We start from the raw sequence: 13,713 nt of genomic DNA, 5'->3' as shown, positions 1-13,713 counted from the left end.
CTCCTCAGACCGTCGGGATGGTGGGCAGCGGGACGTCGCGCCAGCGCTCGCCCACCGCGGTGATGGTCAGCTGCCGGGTCCCCGCCGAGGCGTCCTCGGCCAGCGGGTCGCCGCCGTGCGGACGGCGCAGGGCGATCTCCAGCCGGTCCTGCGCGAGCTGCTCCACCAGCCCCTCGCCCCACTCGACCACGGTGACCGACTCCTCCAGCGAGGTGTCCAGGTCGAGCGCGTCCACCTCGTCCAGCGACCCGAGGCGGTAGGCATCCACGTGCACCAGCGCCGGGCCGTCGGCCAGCGACGGGTGCACCCGGGCGATGATGAAGGTGGGCGAGGCCACCGTGCCGCGCACGTCCAGGCCGGTGCCGATCCCCTGGGTCAGCGTGGTCTTCCCCGCTCCCAGGTCACCGGTCAGCACCAGCAGGTCGCCCGCGCGCAGCAGCCCGGCGAGCGCCTCGCCGTAGGCCCGGGTGCTGTCCGCGTCCGGCAGCTCGAGTGTGGTCATCGGTGGTCCTTCCCTGCGTCGTCATGGTCGACGTACACCCGGGGGACCCTGGCCCCGAGCCGGGTCACGATCTCATAGCTGATGGTGCCCGCCGCGCGCGCCCAGTCCTCGGCGGACGGTCCGCCCGCACCGAACAGCACCACCCGGTCACCGGCGACCTCGACCGCCTCGGGTCCGAGGTCGACCATGAACTGGTCCATGCAGACCCGTCCGGCGATCGCCAGCGCCCGGCCCGCGCTGCCGATCGGCGCACCGGGCGCACCGTCGACCCCGGAGGCGTGCCGCGGGATGCCGTCCCCGTAGCCCAGCGGCACCACCCCCACCGTCGTCGCCGTCGGGGTGACGTAGTGGTGCGCGTAGGACACGCCGTGCCCGGCGGGCAGCTGCTTCACCGTCGCGAGCTCGGCCTCCAGCGTCATCGCCGGGACCAGCCCGAAGTCCTCCGGTCCGCCGACCTGCGGCACCGGGCTCAGGCCGTAGAGCGCCAGCCCCGGCCGGACCAGGTCCAGGTGCAGCTCCGGGGCGGTCAGCGTGGCGGCGGACGCGGCGATGTGGCGCAGCTCCGGTTCGATCCCCCGGGACCGGGCGGCGTCCACCGACTCGTGCAGCACGCTCAGCTGGTGCTGCAACGACGGGTGACCCGGGGAGTCCGCGAACGCCAGGTGGCTGAACACGCCGACCACCCGCAGCAGCCCCGCGGACTGCAGCTCGGCCGCCGCGTCCAGCACCGGCGGCAGCTCCGCGGGGGTCAGTCCGTTGCGGCCCAGCCCGGTGTCGACCTTCAGGTGCACGCGAGCGGGCCGTCCGGCCGACCGGGCCGCCGCCGCGATCTCGTCCAGCGCCCACCGGGCGGCCACCGCGAGGTCGATGTCCGCCGCCACCGCCAGCTCCAGCGGGGCGCCCGGGGCGTACAGCCAGGTCAGCACCCGGGCATCGATACCCGCCTCGCGCAGGGCCAGCGCCTCGGTCAGCTGGGCGGTCCCCAACCAGGTCGCGCCGCCCTCGACCGCCGCCCGGGCCACCGGGACCAGACCGTGTCCGTAGGCGTCCGCCTTCACCACCGCCAGCACGGCGGCTCCGTCGGCGATCCGGCACAGCGTGCGCGCGTTGGCGCGGATCGCGCCGAGGTCCACGACGGCGCGTGCGGGGTACAGGCTCACCGGGACAGTTTCGCACCTGTCGCGGGCAGGGTCGCCGGGTCCGCCCGCCGGCCGCGCGCCCCCGAGCGGTTCAACCGACACGCACCCGTCGATCCGCGCGTGCCGCCGTCCCCGCGACCAGGTCCGCGTTCCGCTGGTCCGGGCCCAGCGTCCAGGCGCGTGCGGCCTCGGGCGCCTTGCCCGTGGCGACATGTCGCCGCACCAGCCGCTCGATCCGCACGTCCTCGGCCAGGTCCACGAACCAGCACTCGTCCAGCAGGCCGCGCACCGGGGCGAACCCGTGGTCCGCGAGCAACAGGTAGTTCCCCTCGGTGATCACCAGGGGCACGTCCACCGGCACCGCGATCGCCCCGGCCACCGGATTGTGCAGCTCCCGCCGGTACTCCGGCGCGTACACCGTCTCCTCGGCGGCGCGCAGCCGCCGCAGCAACGCCACGTACCCCGCCGCGTCGAAGGTGTCCGGTGCGCCCTTCCGGGTGGCCCGCCCGATCCGTTCCAGCTCGGACTGCGCCAGGTGGAAACCGTCCATCGGCACCACGACGCACTGTGCCGGGAAGGCGTCGAGCAGCGCTGCGGACAGCGTCGACTTGCCCGCACCCGGCGCTCCCGCGATGCCGAGGACCCGGCGCCGGCCGGTGTCGAGGAGCTCCTGCACCCGTTCGCGCAGCACCCGGGGCAGCGGCTCGGCCGGGTTCGCGGTCACCGCGCCACCGCCGACGGCCCCGGGCCCTCGATCACTCGGCCGCCGCCAGCAGCTCCGCCACGGTCGCCGGCAACGCCTCCGCCACGGCCATCGCGGTCACCGGGCCGCCCGGGTTCGCCCGACGTGCGGCACGCCCGTGCACCAGCGCCGCGACCGCCGCCAACGCCGCCACCACCGACGGGTCGTCGACCGCCTCCTCCGCACGCCCGGCGAGCAGCGCGCCCAGCAGACCGGCGAGCACGTCACCCGACCCGGCCGTCGCGAGCCACCCCGGTGCGTCGGCCTGGGTGAAGCACACCCCCTGGGCGCCCACCACCACGGTCGTCGCGCCCTTGAGCAGCACGGTCGCCCCGGTCAGCTCGTGCGCCCGACGGGCCCAGCGCAGCGGCTCGCTCTCCACCGCCGCCCGGTCGACATGCGCCCCCCGCGCGGCCAGCAGGGTCGCCAGCTCCCCGGCGTGCGGGGTCAGGACGCACCACGGCGCGAGCCGGTCGGGCAGCACCGCCAGCGCGCCCGCATCCAGCACCGCGGGCTGCCCGGCCGCGAGCGCCGCCGCCAACGACTCCCGCACCCGGCCGGCCTGCTCGTCGTCGCCGGGATCGACCCCGGGGCCGAGCAGCCACGCCTGGACCCGGCCCGCCCCGTGCACCACCTCCGGGCGTGCGGCGAGCACCGCGTCGACCACCCGCTCCGGTCCCTGGTAGCGGATCATCCCGACCCCGGCCCGGGCGGCCGCGCTCACGGTCAGCACCGCCGCACCGGGATAGGCCGCCGTGCCCGCGACAACCCCCAGCACCCCGCGGGTGTACTTGTGGTCCCCTGGCCCCGGCACCGGCCAGAGCGCGGCCACGTCCTCCGGGTCGAGCCGGATCACGGCCGCGTGCTCGTCGTCGAGCCCCAGTCCCAGATCGACCGGCCACACCGTCCCGGCGACCGCACTGGACGGCGGCAGCAGCAGCCCGGCCTTGACCCCGCCGAAGGTCACCGTCAGGTCCGCGGGCAGCACCGATCCCTCGGTCGGCAGGGCGCCGTCGTCGACCCCGACCCCGCTGGGCACGTCCACCGCGACCACCAGCGGACCGTCGATCCCCCGATCGCCGAGCGTCTGCGCCAGCACGGTGGTCAGCACCGCGGCGACCCCGCGCGGAGCGCCCCGGCCACCGATGCCGAGCAGCCCGTCCAGGATCGCGTCGGCGGTCGCTGCCTCCGCGGCGGCGTCACCGGCCCAGAGCGCGGGGAGGTCGGGGACGGGGTGCGCGGCGTGGCGCCCCCGCCGGTGCCGGTCGTCCGGCAGCGCCGCGGTGGTCAGGTGCCGCCCGTCGTCGATCGGCTCGGGACCCCCCGCGTCCGCTTCCCCGCCGACCCGCCGGTCCTCGTCCGCGGACCCCGTCGGGTCGAGCCCGTCGGTGACCAGCACCGCCCGTCCACCGGCCCGCCGCAGCGCCGCCAGGCCCTCGGCATGGGGCGCGGCGGTGGTGCACAGCGCGAGCACCCGGACCCCGCGCCGGGCCAGCAGCGCCCCGGCGTGCAGGGTGTCCCCGCCGTTGTTGCCCGGCCCGACCAGGAGCACCACCACGCTCCCGGACAACCGCCCCCGGCGGTCGGCGAGCTCACCCGCCACCGCACCGGCCAACCCGAAGGCGGCGTGCTGCATCAACGGCCGGCCCTCCGCGAGCAGCGGCTCCTCGGCGGCCCGGATCTGTGCGGCGGTGAACCCGTGGATCATGGGGCCATCCTGTCCGACCCGCACCGTCCGCGCGCGGGCGTTACCGTCACTCCATGCGCTTCGGACTCTTCATCCCCCAGGGTTGGCGGCAGGACCTCACCGGCATCGCACCGGCCGAGCACTGGTCCGTCATGAACGGTCTCGCCCAGCACGCCGACTCCGGCGACACCTGGGACTCGATCTGGGTCTACGACCACTTCCACGCGGTGCCCGAGCCCAACGGCGAGGCCACCCATGAGGCGTGGAGCCTGATCAACGCCTACGCCGCCACCACGCGCCGGGTGAAGCTCGGCCAGATGTGCACCTGCATGTCCTACCGGAACCCCGCCTATCTCGCGAAGGTCGCCGCCACCGCCGACCTGATCAGCGGCGGCCGCGTGCAGATGGGCATCGGCGCGGGCTGGTACGAGCACGAGTGGCGCGCCTACGGCTACGGCTTCCCGACCGCGGGCGAGCGGATCGCCGCGCTCGACGAGGGCGTGCAGATCATGAAGCAGATGTGGACCGACGGCGTCGCCACCCTGCACGGCACGCACTACCAGGTCGACGGTGCGCAGCTGGCCCCGCTGCCGATCCAGACCGACGGTCCCCCGCTCTGGATCGCCGGCGGCGGCGAGAAGAAGACCCTCCGCATCGCCGCCCAGCACGCCCGGTTCACCAACTTCGACGGCAGCCCCGACGGTTTCGCCCACAAGTCGGCGGTCCTGCAGCAGCACTGCGCCGCGATCGGCCGCGACTACGACGAGATCACCCGGTCCGCCAACTACAACGTGGTGATCGCCGCCACCGAGTCCGAGGTGGACGACAAGATCGCCTGGATCGAGGAGCACTACGCACACACGCTCCCGGAGAAGGCCCCCGGGATCGCGGAGGACTTCCGCAACGGCCCGCTGGTCGGCACCCCCGAGCAGATCGTCGAGAAGCTCACCGAGCTGCGCGCTCTCGGCATGACCTACGCGATCTGCTACTTCATCGACGCCGCCTACGACCGCAGCAGCATCGAGCTCTTCGAGCGCGAAGTGGCCCCCGCCCTCCGCTGACCCAGCACGTCCCTCCCTGCGCGCGGCGCCCGCCGCCGAGAGTGCACGAAGGCAGGCCTGAGGGCTCCTGAACCCTGCCTTCGTGCACTCTCGGCCCGGCGGTGGGCGGGTTCTGGTTGTCCACAGGGGATGGATCCGGGGCGTCGTGCACAGGTCGCTGGGTGTGGGGGTGCGGTCGAGGGGGCGCGGCCTGCACGCCGCGGTGATGTCCTCACGCGCTCGCCCGCTGCCGCCGGAGCTCGCCGGAAGGCCCTTCACCGCTCGGGGCGCTCGCGAGCAGGGGGTGTCACGCTCACGGCTGGCCGACGTTCCCGCACCCTGGCACGGCATGCGCTCGCCTCGGCCGGCCTCCGACCTCGTCGGACGCTGCGAGGAACTCCGGACGGTCCTGCCCGCGGACGCCGTGTTCAGTCACGCCACGGCATGGCGGCTGTGGGACGCCGACCCGCCCCGGGGCCTCGACCGACCGGATGCGCTGCACGTCCTGGTCTCGGAGCCGCACGCACCGCCGCGACGCCCGGGGGGCGGTCGGTCACCGCACGTGCGCTCCGATCGAGGTCGTCCGCCGCTACCGGCTCCCGGTGCCGACGGTCGAGACGGTCTGGACTCAGCTCGCCGCTCAGCTGGAGGTCGCCGAGCTCGTCGTGGCGGGGGACGCCCTGGTGCGGCGGCGGTTCCCCCTGTGCACACCGGATCGGTTGCGTGCCGTGGTGGAGGCCCTTCCCCGGGGTGCCCGCGGCGCCGCGAGGTTGCGCGCGGCGATCGGCCAACTGCGCGCCGGGACGGACTCCTGCATGGAGACCCGCCTCCGGCTGCTGCTGCTCTCCGCGGGTCTGCCGAGCCCAGCGGTCAACCGGCCCGTCCTGGACCGCGGCGCACGGATCGTCGCCCGCGCCGACCTGTCCTACCCGTCAGCGCGGATCGCCGTCGAGTACGACGGGGACATCCATCGCGTCGATCGTGCGACCTGGCAGCGCGACATCGCTCGTCGACGTGCACTCGACGCGCTCGGCTGGCGCACGATCACCTGGACGGCCGAAGACCTGCGGCACCCCGAGTCCGCCCTGTCCGCACTGCGCCACGCGTTGGTCGAGAGTGCACGCATGCAGACCTCGTGAGCCCGGAGTCCTGCCTTCGTGCACTCTCGACGGGCAGCGGCCCGGGCGGGTCAGTCGCGTTCGGCGACGCACATCGCGCTGGCGATGCCCGCGTCGTGGGACAGGGAGAGGTGGAAGCGGGCGACGCCGAGCTCGTCGGCGCGGGCGCGGACGGTGCCGGTGACCTCGACCACGGGCTGCTGACCGACCACGCGACGGACGGTCGCGTCCTGCCAGCGCATGCCGGCGGGTGCGCCGAGGGCCTTCGCGATCGCCTCCTTCGCGGCGAACCGGGCCGCGAGCGACGCGTCGGGCAGGTCCCGCTCCTCGGGGGTGAACAGGCGGGTGCGCAGCGCGGGGACCCGCTCCACGGTCGCGATGAAGCGCGCGACGTCCACCACGTCGATGCCGACACCGACGATCATGACCGGTCCCCCTCCGCGGTCCCCACGCCCGGCGACCGCGCGGGACCGGAGCGGTCCTGCTCGATCACCAGGTGCCGCCACTGGCCCCACTTCGACTCCAGCGCGCTCGACAGGTCGACCCCGCGCCGCTCGGCGATCAGCAGCACGTGCGCCAGGACGTCGGCGAGCTCGTCCGTCACGTCGGCCTCCGTGGCCGAGCGCCGGGACCGTCCGGTCTGCGCGAGGTAGGCCTGGGTCAGCTCGCCGATCTCCTCGCCGAGTTTGAGCAGCAGCCAGTCGTCGGTCCGATCGATGCCGTGGATCCGCGCGTAGGCGCGGGAGATCGCCTCGACCTCGGTCTGTGCTGCGCGCAGCTCCACCGGTGGACTACTCGACCGTGACCGACTTGGCCAGGTTGCGCGGCTGGTCCACGTCCAGGCCGCGGGCGGTGGCCAGCTCGCAGGCGAAGATCTGCAGCGGCACCACGGACAGCAGCGGCGCGAGCAGAGTCGGCGACTGCGGGACGTAGAACACCTCGTCCGAGTACGCGCGGACCGCCTCGTCGCCCTCCTCCGCGATCACCAGGGTGCGGGCGCCACGGGCCCGGATCTCCTGGATGTTGGAGACGACCTTGGAGTGCAGCGAGTCGCGGCCGCGCGGGGACGGCACGATCACGAACACCGGCTGCCCAGGCTCGATCAGCGCGATCGGGCCGTGCTTGAGCTCACCGGCGGCGAAGCCCTCGGCATGGATGTAGGCGAGCTCCTTGAGCTTGAGCGCGCCCTCCATCGCGACCGGGAAGCCGACGTGCCGGCCCAGGAACAGCACCGAGGAGGTGTCGGCCATCCAGCGGGCGATCTCGCGCACCCGGTCGGACCGGTCCAGGACCTCCTGGATCTTGCCGGGCATGGCGCGCAGGTCGGTGAGGATCTCGCCGATCTCGTCGGCGTACTTGTTGCCGCGCAGCTGGGCCAGGTACAGGCCGAGCAGGTAGGCGGCGGTGATCTGCGCCAGGAAGGCCTTGGTCGACGCGACCGCGACCTCGGGACCGGCGTGGGTGTAGAGCACCGCGTCGGACTCGCGCGGGATGGTCGACCCGTGGGTGTTGCAGATCGCCAGCACCTGGGCGCCCTGCTCCCGGGCGTGCCGGATCGCCATCAGGGTGTCCATGGTCTCGCCGGACTGGGAGATCGCGACCACCAGGGTGCGGGCGTCGACGATCGGGTCCCGGTAGCGGAACTCGTGCGCGAGCTCGACCTCGACCGGGATCCGGCACCAGTGCTCGATCGCGTACTTGGCCACGTGCCCGGCGTAGGCGGCGGTGCCGCAGGCGATCACGATGATCTTGTCCACCGACCGCAGCACGGACTCGTCGATCCGCAGATCGTCCAGGATCAGCCTGCCGGAGGTGTCGGTGCGGCCGAGCAGGGTGTCGGCGACCGCCTGGGGCTGGTCGGCGATCTCCTTGTCCATGAAGGAGCGGAAGCCGCCCTTCTCCGCGGCGGCGGCGTCCCAGTCGACGGTGTACTCACGGCCCTCGGCGGCGTTCCCGTCGAAGTCGGTCACGACGACCGCGTCCGGGGTGATGGTGACGACCTGGTCCTGCGCCAGCTCCAGCGCGCGGTCGGTGCGGGCGATGAACGCCGCGACGTCCGAGCCCAGGTAGTTCGCGCCGTCGCCGAGGCCGACCACCAGGGGGCTGTCGTGCCGGGCGCCGACCACGGTGTCCGGGTGGTCGGCGTGCACGGCCAGCAGGGTGAAGGTGCCGTGCAGCCGGCGCACGACGGTCCGCATCGCCTCGGCCAGGTCGCCGGACTCGTCGTAGGCGGCGGCCAGCAGGTGCGCGACCACCTCGGTGTCGGTCTCGGAGAGCAGCTGCGCGCCCTCGGCGAGCAGCGCCTCCTTCAGCGGGGCGAAGTTCTCGATGATCCCGTTGTGGATCAGCGCGACCCGGCCGGCCACGTGCGGGTGCGCGTTGACGTCTGTCGGCCCGCCGTGGGTGGCCCACCGGGTGTGCCCGATCGCGGCCGTCGACGGGGGCAGCGGGTGGCTCTCCAACTCGCCGATCAGGTTGGCCAGCTTGCCGGCCTTCTTGGCGGTGGCCAGACCCTCTGCGGTGACCAGGGCGACACCGGCGGAGTCGTACCCCCGGTACTCCAGCCGGCGCAGACCCTCGAGGGCGACCTCCAGCGGCTGCTCATCCGGCTGGTGCGCTCCGACGTATCCGACGATTCCACACATGGGCGGGAGTCTAGACGCTGGGGATCGTCCCACCGGACGGGCTGTGGCCCGCGCCACCGTCCGGCATCAGGCAGAATCGTCGGGTGCGATCCGACACCGCCGTCAGCTCCTCCCCGTTCGTCGACCTGGACCGCGAGGCGTGGGTCCGGCTGTCGGAGTCCACCCCGCTCCCCCTGGGCGACGACGACGTCACGCGGCTGCGCGGGCTGGGGGACCCGATCGACCTGGCCGAGGTGGACGCGATCTACCGTCCGCTGTCCCGGCTGCTCGACCTCTACATCACCGCGACCCGGCGACTGCACGCCGCGTCGTCGACCTTCCTGCGCGAGGACACCCCGCGCACGCCCTACGTGATCGGGGTCGCGGGGTCGGTGGCGGTCGGCAAGTCGACCACCGCCCGGCTGCTGCGCGAGCTGATCGCCCGCTGGCCCGCGACGCCGAACGTGGCGCTGATGACCACCGACGGCTTCCTGTACCCGAACGCCGAGCTGCGCCGCCGCGGACTGATGGAGCGCAAGGGCTTCCCGGAGAGTTACGACCGGCGCAAGCTGCTGCATTTCGTCTCCCAGGTGAAGGCCGGGCACGCCGAGGTCCGCGCCCCGGTGTACGACCACCTGACCTACGACATCGTGCCCGGCGCGGAGGTGGTGGTCCGCCGCCCGGACGTGCTGATCGTGGAGGGCCTGAACGTTCTGCAGCCCGCCCGTCCGGCGGTCGCGGGCAGCACCAGCAACCTGGCGGTCAGCGACTTCTTCGACTTCTCCATCTACGTGGACGCCCGGACCGAGGACGCCCGGCAGTGGTACGTCGACCGGTTCCTGTCCCTGCGCTCGACCGCGTTCAGCCGGCCCGAGTCGTACTTCCACCGGTACGCGAGCCTGAGCGACGACGAGGCGGTCGCCCGGGCGGAGAGCATCTGGGACTCGATCAACGCACCGAACCTGGTGGAGAACATCCTGCCCACCCGCAGCCGGGCGACCCTGGTGCTGACCAAGGGCCGCGACCACGCGGTCCGGCGGGTGCGGCTGCGCAAGCTCTGATCAGCCCGCGGTCTCCCGGGGTGCCACCAGGTGCACCGGGTAGTGCTCGGTGTCGACGCCGTCCAGTCCGTCCAGCGCGGACCGCACCACCGCGGGCAGCCGACCGCAGACCGACCCGGGCACGGCGACCCGGATCGCGTCACCCATGCTGTCCACCACCCACAGGTCGGAGCGCTGACCGCCGGGGGCGCAGGTCACCGTCGGGGACGGCGTGACCCCGTCGGCCAGGGCGGCCATCAGCGCGTCCAGATCGCCCTCCCGGCGGGTGGCGGTGACCGCCGCCCACTGGCCGGCGCTGTCGCTGAGGGTCTCTCCTGTCGAGCACTCCACCACCAGCACCGGGACGAAGTCGCCCGGCACCGGACCGGCGTCCGGGGCGTCCGGGTGCTGCCCGGCGCGGGCCCGCTCGTCCCGGTCGAAGCCCAGGGCGCCGAGCACCTGCGGGGCCAGGCAGTCCGGGCCGGCGGCCGCGCGCGCGGTCGCGGTGGACGGGGAGGCGGTCGGGACCGCGGTGATCGAGGGGGTCGCCCGGACGGCGCAGCCGCCGACGAGGACGACGCAGACCGCCGCCATCGTCACCGCCCGCATCCGTCCCACGCTGAGTCCCTCGCCGTCGCCCCGATCGACCGCACCCCGACGGGGCACAGTGGGGCGACAGCACTGTGGCCCCGGACGAGGGTAGGCAGCCGTTCGGGTGAACCGGCCCGGCGATGCCGGATCGTGACGCCCGGCGCGAGGATCGTTGCCTGGCCGTGACCGCCCGGGTGAGCCAGGTCACCGGGGGTCGGACCGCGGGGTCAGACCACGGGGTGCGGCTTCGGCTCGGGGGCCACGTCGACGGCGGCCGCCTCCCGCTCGGCGAGCACGGCGTCGACGGTCGCCAGCGGCACCTCGCTGACCCGGGTGAACCGGCGCAGCAGCCAGTCGATCGCCAGCCCGACCACCGTGCCGACGACCACGCCGACCACCACCGCGATCAGCGGGTGGTCCTCCAGCCACACTCCGGCGCCCAGGCCGATCAGCGTGCCGTAGGCGGCCCAGGTCGCCCCGGCCAGAGCGGTCAACGCCATGAACCGCTTGCGCGGGTAGCCCAGCGCCCCGGCGGTCATGTTGACCGCCACTCGGCCGATCGGGATGTAGCGGGCGGCCAGGATGAACGACGACCCCCGGTGCGACAGCGCGTGCTCCGCCCACGCCAACGCCTTGGCTCCGCGCGGCCCGCGGAACAGCCGGATCCGGTGCAGGTCGACCTTGGACCCGATCTGATAGGCGATCTGGTCGCCGAGCCAGGCCCCGACGGCGCCCGCCAGCGCGATCAGCAGCAGGTTCGGCTGTCCCTGGGACACCGACAGCGAGGCGAGGGCGATCACCACCGACTCGGACGGGATCGGCGGGAAGAACCCGTCGACCATCGCGAACAGGGCCAGCGCGGGATAGGCCCACGGAGACCCGGCCATCGCGGGGATCCACCCCTCGATCACCGTGATCCAGTCGTGCAGCACCTGTCCTCCGCCTCCCCTGTCGTCGCCCCCCGCCACCGCTGGCAACGGTAGGGCGCCGGGCGGCCGGGCCGGCATGGGGGAACGCCCCCACATCTCCCCGGTGTTCCCCCCATCGTGCCTCGGGGTTCCTGCCGGGACATCGGCCCGTCGGCGTAGATGGGCCGATGCCCCGCTCCCCCTGAGGGATGACGCTCAGAAGCCGAGCACCCGTGCGGCGTCCTCCGGTCGGGGCTCACCGGCCCAGTGCGCGCCGAAGTCGTCGCCGGCGGACAACGACCGGGTCAGCGCGCGGTCCAGGTACAGCACCCCGTCCAGGTGGTCGGTCTCGTGCTGGACGATCCGCGCGGGCCAGCCCTGCAGCACCTCGTCGACCGGTGTGCCGTGCTCGTCGAGGCAGAGGAGCCGGAGGCGGCGGAGCCGGGGCACCACGGCCTGGTAGCCGTCGACGCTCAGGCAGCCCTCGTAGAAGGACACCGGCTCCGGGTCCTCGTCCGGCACCGGCGTGTAGCGCGGGTTCACCAGGACGCGGAACGGCAGCTCCGGTCGCTCGCGCACCTGCTCGACCTCCGGGTCACCGGCACCCGGGTCGGCGATCACGGCCAGCGCGATCGGCAGCCCGATCTGCGGCGCGGCGAGACCGACCCCCGGAGCGGCGTGCATGGTCCGGCGCATCACCGCGATCAGCTCGGCGAATGTGTCCGGTTCGAGCTGCCCGGTCAGCGGCACCGCGCGCATCCGCAGGGCCGGATGACCCGCCTGCACGATCGGCACCGTGCCGCTGGGGTCCTGCGCCGCGGCGGCCAGCACCGCGGCGACCTGTTCGCGCACCAGGTCGTCCGGCCAGGTCGCCTGGCGTGCCTGAGCCGAGCCGGGCGCCGCGGGCCAGGTGCTCACAACGCCAGCCGGGCCTTCACCACGTCGGCCAGCCCTCCGGCGACCCGGTCCGCGTCGTCCTGGGTGGCGGCCTCGACCATCACCCGGACCAGCGGCTCGGTGCCGGACGGACGCAGCAGGACCCGGCCGGTCTGTCCCAGTTCGGCGGCGGCGGCCGAGACCGCGGCCTGCAGCGGCTCGTCGGCTTGCACCCGGGTGCGGTCAACGCCGGAGACGTTGATCAGGGTCTGCGGCAGACGCCGGACCACGCCGGCCAGGTCCCGCAGGGTCTGCCCGGTCCGGGCCACCCGTGCCGCCAGGTGCAGCGCGGTCAGGGTGCCGTCACCGGTGGTGGCGTGGTCGGCCATGATCACGTGGCCGGACTGCTCGCCGCCCAGGGAGTACCCGTGCGCGCGCATCTCCTCCAGCACGTACCGGTCGCCGACGGCGGTCTCCACGGTGCGCACCCCTGCGGCCTGCATGGCCAGCCGCAGCCCGAGGTTGCTCATCACGGTGACGACCAGGGTGTCCTGCGTCAGGGTGCCCTGCTCGCGCATCGCGAGGGCCAGCACGCCCATGATCTGGTCGCCGTCGACCAGCGCGCCGGTGTGGTCCACGGCCAGGCAGCGGTCGGCGTCCCCGTCGAAGGCGACCCCCAGGTCCGCGCCGGAGGCCACCACGGCGGCCTGCAGCTGCTCGGGGTGGGTCGACCCGCAGCCCTCGTTGATGTTGCGGCCGTCCGGCGAGGCGTTGATCACGACCACGTCGGCACCGGCCTCGCGCAGGGCGGCGGGGCCGACCTCGCTCGCGGCGCCGTTCGCGCAGTCCACCGCGATCCGCAGTCCGGCCAGCGAGGTGCCGCCGATGGTCTGCACCAGGTGCGCGACGTACCGCTCACCGGCCTGTCCGGTATCGGTGCGGATCCGGCCGACGTCGGCGCCGACCGGGCGCTCCCAGTCCTCGCGGAGCCGGGCCTCGATCGCCTGTTCCAGGTCGTCGTCCAGCTTCAGGCCGCCGCGGGACAGGAACTTGATCCCGTTGTCCGGCATCGGATTGTGGGAGGCGGACAGCACGACCCCCAGGTCCACCCCGAGCGCACCCGTCAGGTGCGCGACGGCGGGGGTGGGCAGCACGCCGACGTTGATCACGTCGACTCCGGCCGAGGCGAGGCCGGCGGCCACGGCGGCGGACAGGAACTCGCCCGACGCGCGCGGGTCACGGCCTACCACGGCTCGCGGTCGGTGCCCGGCGAACTCGCCACGGGAGCCGAGCACGTGCGCGGCGGCCACGGACAGGTCCAGTGCCACCTCCGCGGTGACATCCCGGTTGGCCAGGCCACGCACCCCGTCGGTGCCGAACAGTCGTCCCATCACACGGACCCTTCCCTCAACGCGTCATCGTCGCACGCGGCATCAAAAACGGCCG

Annotated in this window: 14 protein-coding genes; 3 read left to right on the top strand and 11 right to left on the bottom strand. The window is 74.1% G+C overall.

Features of this window, described 5'->3' with window-relative positions:
* Positions 1-4: 4 nt before the first annotated feature.
* From tsaE to OGL89_RS02640, 4 genes are all read right to left on the bottom strand, one after another.
* Positions 5-502 carry a tRNA (adenosine(37)-N6)-threonylcarbamoyltransferase complex ATPase subunit type 1 TsaE gene (tsaE, locus tag OGL89_RS02655; RefSeq protein WP_263118305.1) on the bottom strand — a complete coding sequence of 166 codons (498 nt, stop codon included), beginning with the start codon at positions 500-502 and terminating at the stop codon, positions 5-7.
* The gene (gene alr, locus OGL89_RS02650; protein ID WP_263118304.1) at positions 499-1,662 is read right to left on the bottom strand and encodes an alanine racemase; all 1,164 of its coding nucleotides are present in this window, start codon (positions 1,660-1,662) and stop codon (positions 499-501) included. The genes tsaE and alr overlap by 4 nt, the downstream gene beginning before the upstream one ends.
* Positions 1,663-1,732: 70 nt before the next feature.
* On the bottom strand, positions 1,733-2,365 hold the full coding sequence (locus OGL89_RS02645; protein ID WP_263118303.1) for a nucleoside/nucleotide kinase family protein: 633 nt from the start codon (positions 2,363-2,365) through the stop codon (positions 1,733-1,735).
* 31 nt (positions 2,366-2,396) lie between these two features.
* Positions 2,397-4,091 carry a bifunctional ADP-dependent NAD(P)H-hydrate dehydratase/NAD(P)H-hydrate epimerase gene (locus OGL89_RS02640; RefSeq protein WP_263118301.1) on the bottom strand — a complete coding sequence of 565 codons (1,695 nt, stop codon included), beginning with the start codon at positions 4,089-4,091 and terminating at the stop codon, positions 2,397-2,399.
* A gap of 53 nt (positions 4,092-4,144) precedes the next feature.
* On the opposite strand from OGL89_RS02640, the gene OGL89_RS02635 reads away from it, so the two are divergent.
* Positions 4,145-5,131: an LLM class F420-dependent oxidoreductase gene (locus tag OGL89_RS02635; protein WP_263118300.1), complete on the top strand. Its 987-nt coding sequence runs from the start codon at positions 4,145-4,147 to the stop codon at positions 5,129-5,131.
* Positions 5,132-5,712: 581 nt separating this feature from the next.
* Positions 5,713-6,249, top strand: coding sequence for a hypothetical protein (locus OGL89_RS02630; RefSeq protein ID WP_263118299.1), 537 nt, complete (start codon positions 5,713-5,715; stop codon positions 6,247-6,249).
* 50 nt (positions 6,250-6,299) lie between these two features.
* On the opposite strand, the gene OGL89_RS02625 is transcribed toward OGL89_RS02630, so the two are convergent.
* The 3 genes from OGL89_RS02625 to glmS are packed head-to-tail and all read right to left on the bottom strand — an operon-like array spanning position 6,300 to position 8,873.
* Positions 6,300-6,653, bottom strand: a complete 354-nt coding sequence (locus OGL89_RS02625) for a holo-ACP synthase (RefSeq protein WP_263118298.1) — start codon at positions 6,651-6,653, stop codon at positions 6,300-6,302.
* A complete protein-coding gene (locus OGL89_RS02620; protein WP_263118297.1) occupies positions 6,650-7,012 on the bottom strand; it encodes a MazG nucleotide pyrophosphohydrolase domain-containing protein in 363 nt (120 codons plus the stop codon). The genes OGL89_RS02625 and OGL89_RS02620 overlap by 4 nt, the downstream gene beginning before the upstream one ends.
* A gap of 7 nt (positions 7,013-7,019) precedes the next feature.
* Entirely contained in the window at positions 7,020-8,873 is a 1,854-nt protein-coding gene (gene glmS, locus OGL89_RS02615; RefSeq protein WP_263118296.1) for a glutamine--fructose-6-phosphate transaminase (isomerizing), read from the bottom strand.
* A gap of 83 nt (positions 8,874-8,956) precedes the next feature.
* Between glmS and coaA the strand changes: the two genes are divergently transcribed.
* Complete coding sequence (gene coaA, locus OGL89_RS02610) at positions 8,957-9,913, top strand: type I pantothenate kinase (protein ID WP_263118295.1); 957 nt, start codon at positions 8,957-8,959, stop codon at positions 9,911-9,913.
* Here the strand turns inward: coaA and OGL89_RS02605 are convergent, their stop codons facing one another.
* From OGL89_RS02605 to glmM, 4 genes are all read right to left on the bottom strand, one after another.
* The gene (locus tag OGL89_RS02605) at positions 9,914-10,501 is read right to left on the bottom strand and encodes a hypothetical protein (RefSeq protein WP_263118294.1); all 588 of its coding nucleotides are present in this window, start codon (positions 10,499-10,501) and stop codon (positions 9,914-9,916) included.
* Positions 10,502-10,710: 209 nt separating this feature from the next.
* Entirely contained in the window at positions 10,711-11,415 is a 705-nt protein-coding gene (locus OGL89_RS02600) for a DedA family protein (protein ID WP_263118293.1), read from the bottom strand.
* A 192-nt stretch (positions 11,416-11,607) separates the two neighbouring features.
* Complete coding sequence (locus tag OGL89_RS02595) at positions 11,608-12,309, bottom strand: peptide deformylase (protein ID WP_346770661.1); 702 nt, start codon at positions 12,307-12,309, stop codon at positions 11,608-11,610.
* Positions 12,306-13,658 carry a phosphoglucosamine mutase gene (gene glmM, locus OGL89_RS02590; RefSeq protein WP_263118292.1) on the bottom strand — a complete coding sequence of 451 codons (1,353 nt, stop codon included), beginning with the start codon at positions 13,656-13,658 and terminating at the stop codon, positions 12,306-12,308. Before glmM ends, OGL89_RS02595 begins: the two co-directional genes overlap by 4 nt.
* Between the last annotated feature and the right edge of the window lie 55 nt (positions 13,659-13,713).

The organism is Cellulomonas sp. RIT-PI-Y, from assembly GCF_025642745.1.
Taxonomy (GTDB): Bacteria; Actinomycetota; Actinomycetes; order Actinomycetales; family Cellulomonadaceae; genus Cellulomonas.
Note: the sequence above shows the minus strand (reverse complement) of the source record. Positions and strands in the feature narration are given on the sequence as shown.

Coding starts and splice junctions, on each gene's coding strand:
- glmS (WP_263118296.1), bottom strand. CDS start 8,873: ATGTGTGGAATCGTCGGATACGTCGGAGCGCACCAGCCGGATGAGCAG.
- OGL89_RS02635 (WP_263118300.1), top strand. CDS start 4,145: ATGCGCTTCGGACTCTTCATCCCCCAGGGTTGGCGGCAGGACCTCACC.
- OGL89_RS02640 (WP_263118301.1), bottom strand. CDS start 4,091: ATGATCCACGGGTTCACCGCCGCACAGATCCGGGCCGCCGAGGAGCCG.
- glmM (WP_263118292.1), bottom strand. CDS start 13,658: ATGGGACGACTGTTCGGCACCGACGGGGTGCGTGGCCTGGCCAACCGG.
- OGL89_RS02605 (WP_263118294.1), bottom strand. CDS start 10,501: ATGCGGGCGGTGACGATGGCGGCGGTCTGCGTCGTCCTCGTCGGCGGC.
- tsaE (WP_263118305.1), bottom strand. CDS start 502: ATGACCACACTCGAGCTGCCGGACGCGGACAGCACCCGGGCCTACGGC.
- OGL89_RS02625 (WP_263118298.1), bottom strand. CDS start 6,653: ATGATCGTCGGTGTCGGCATCGACGTGGTGGACGTCGCGCGCTTCATC.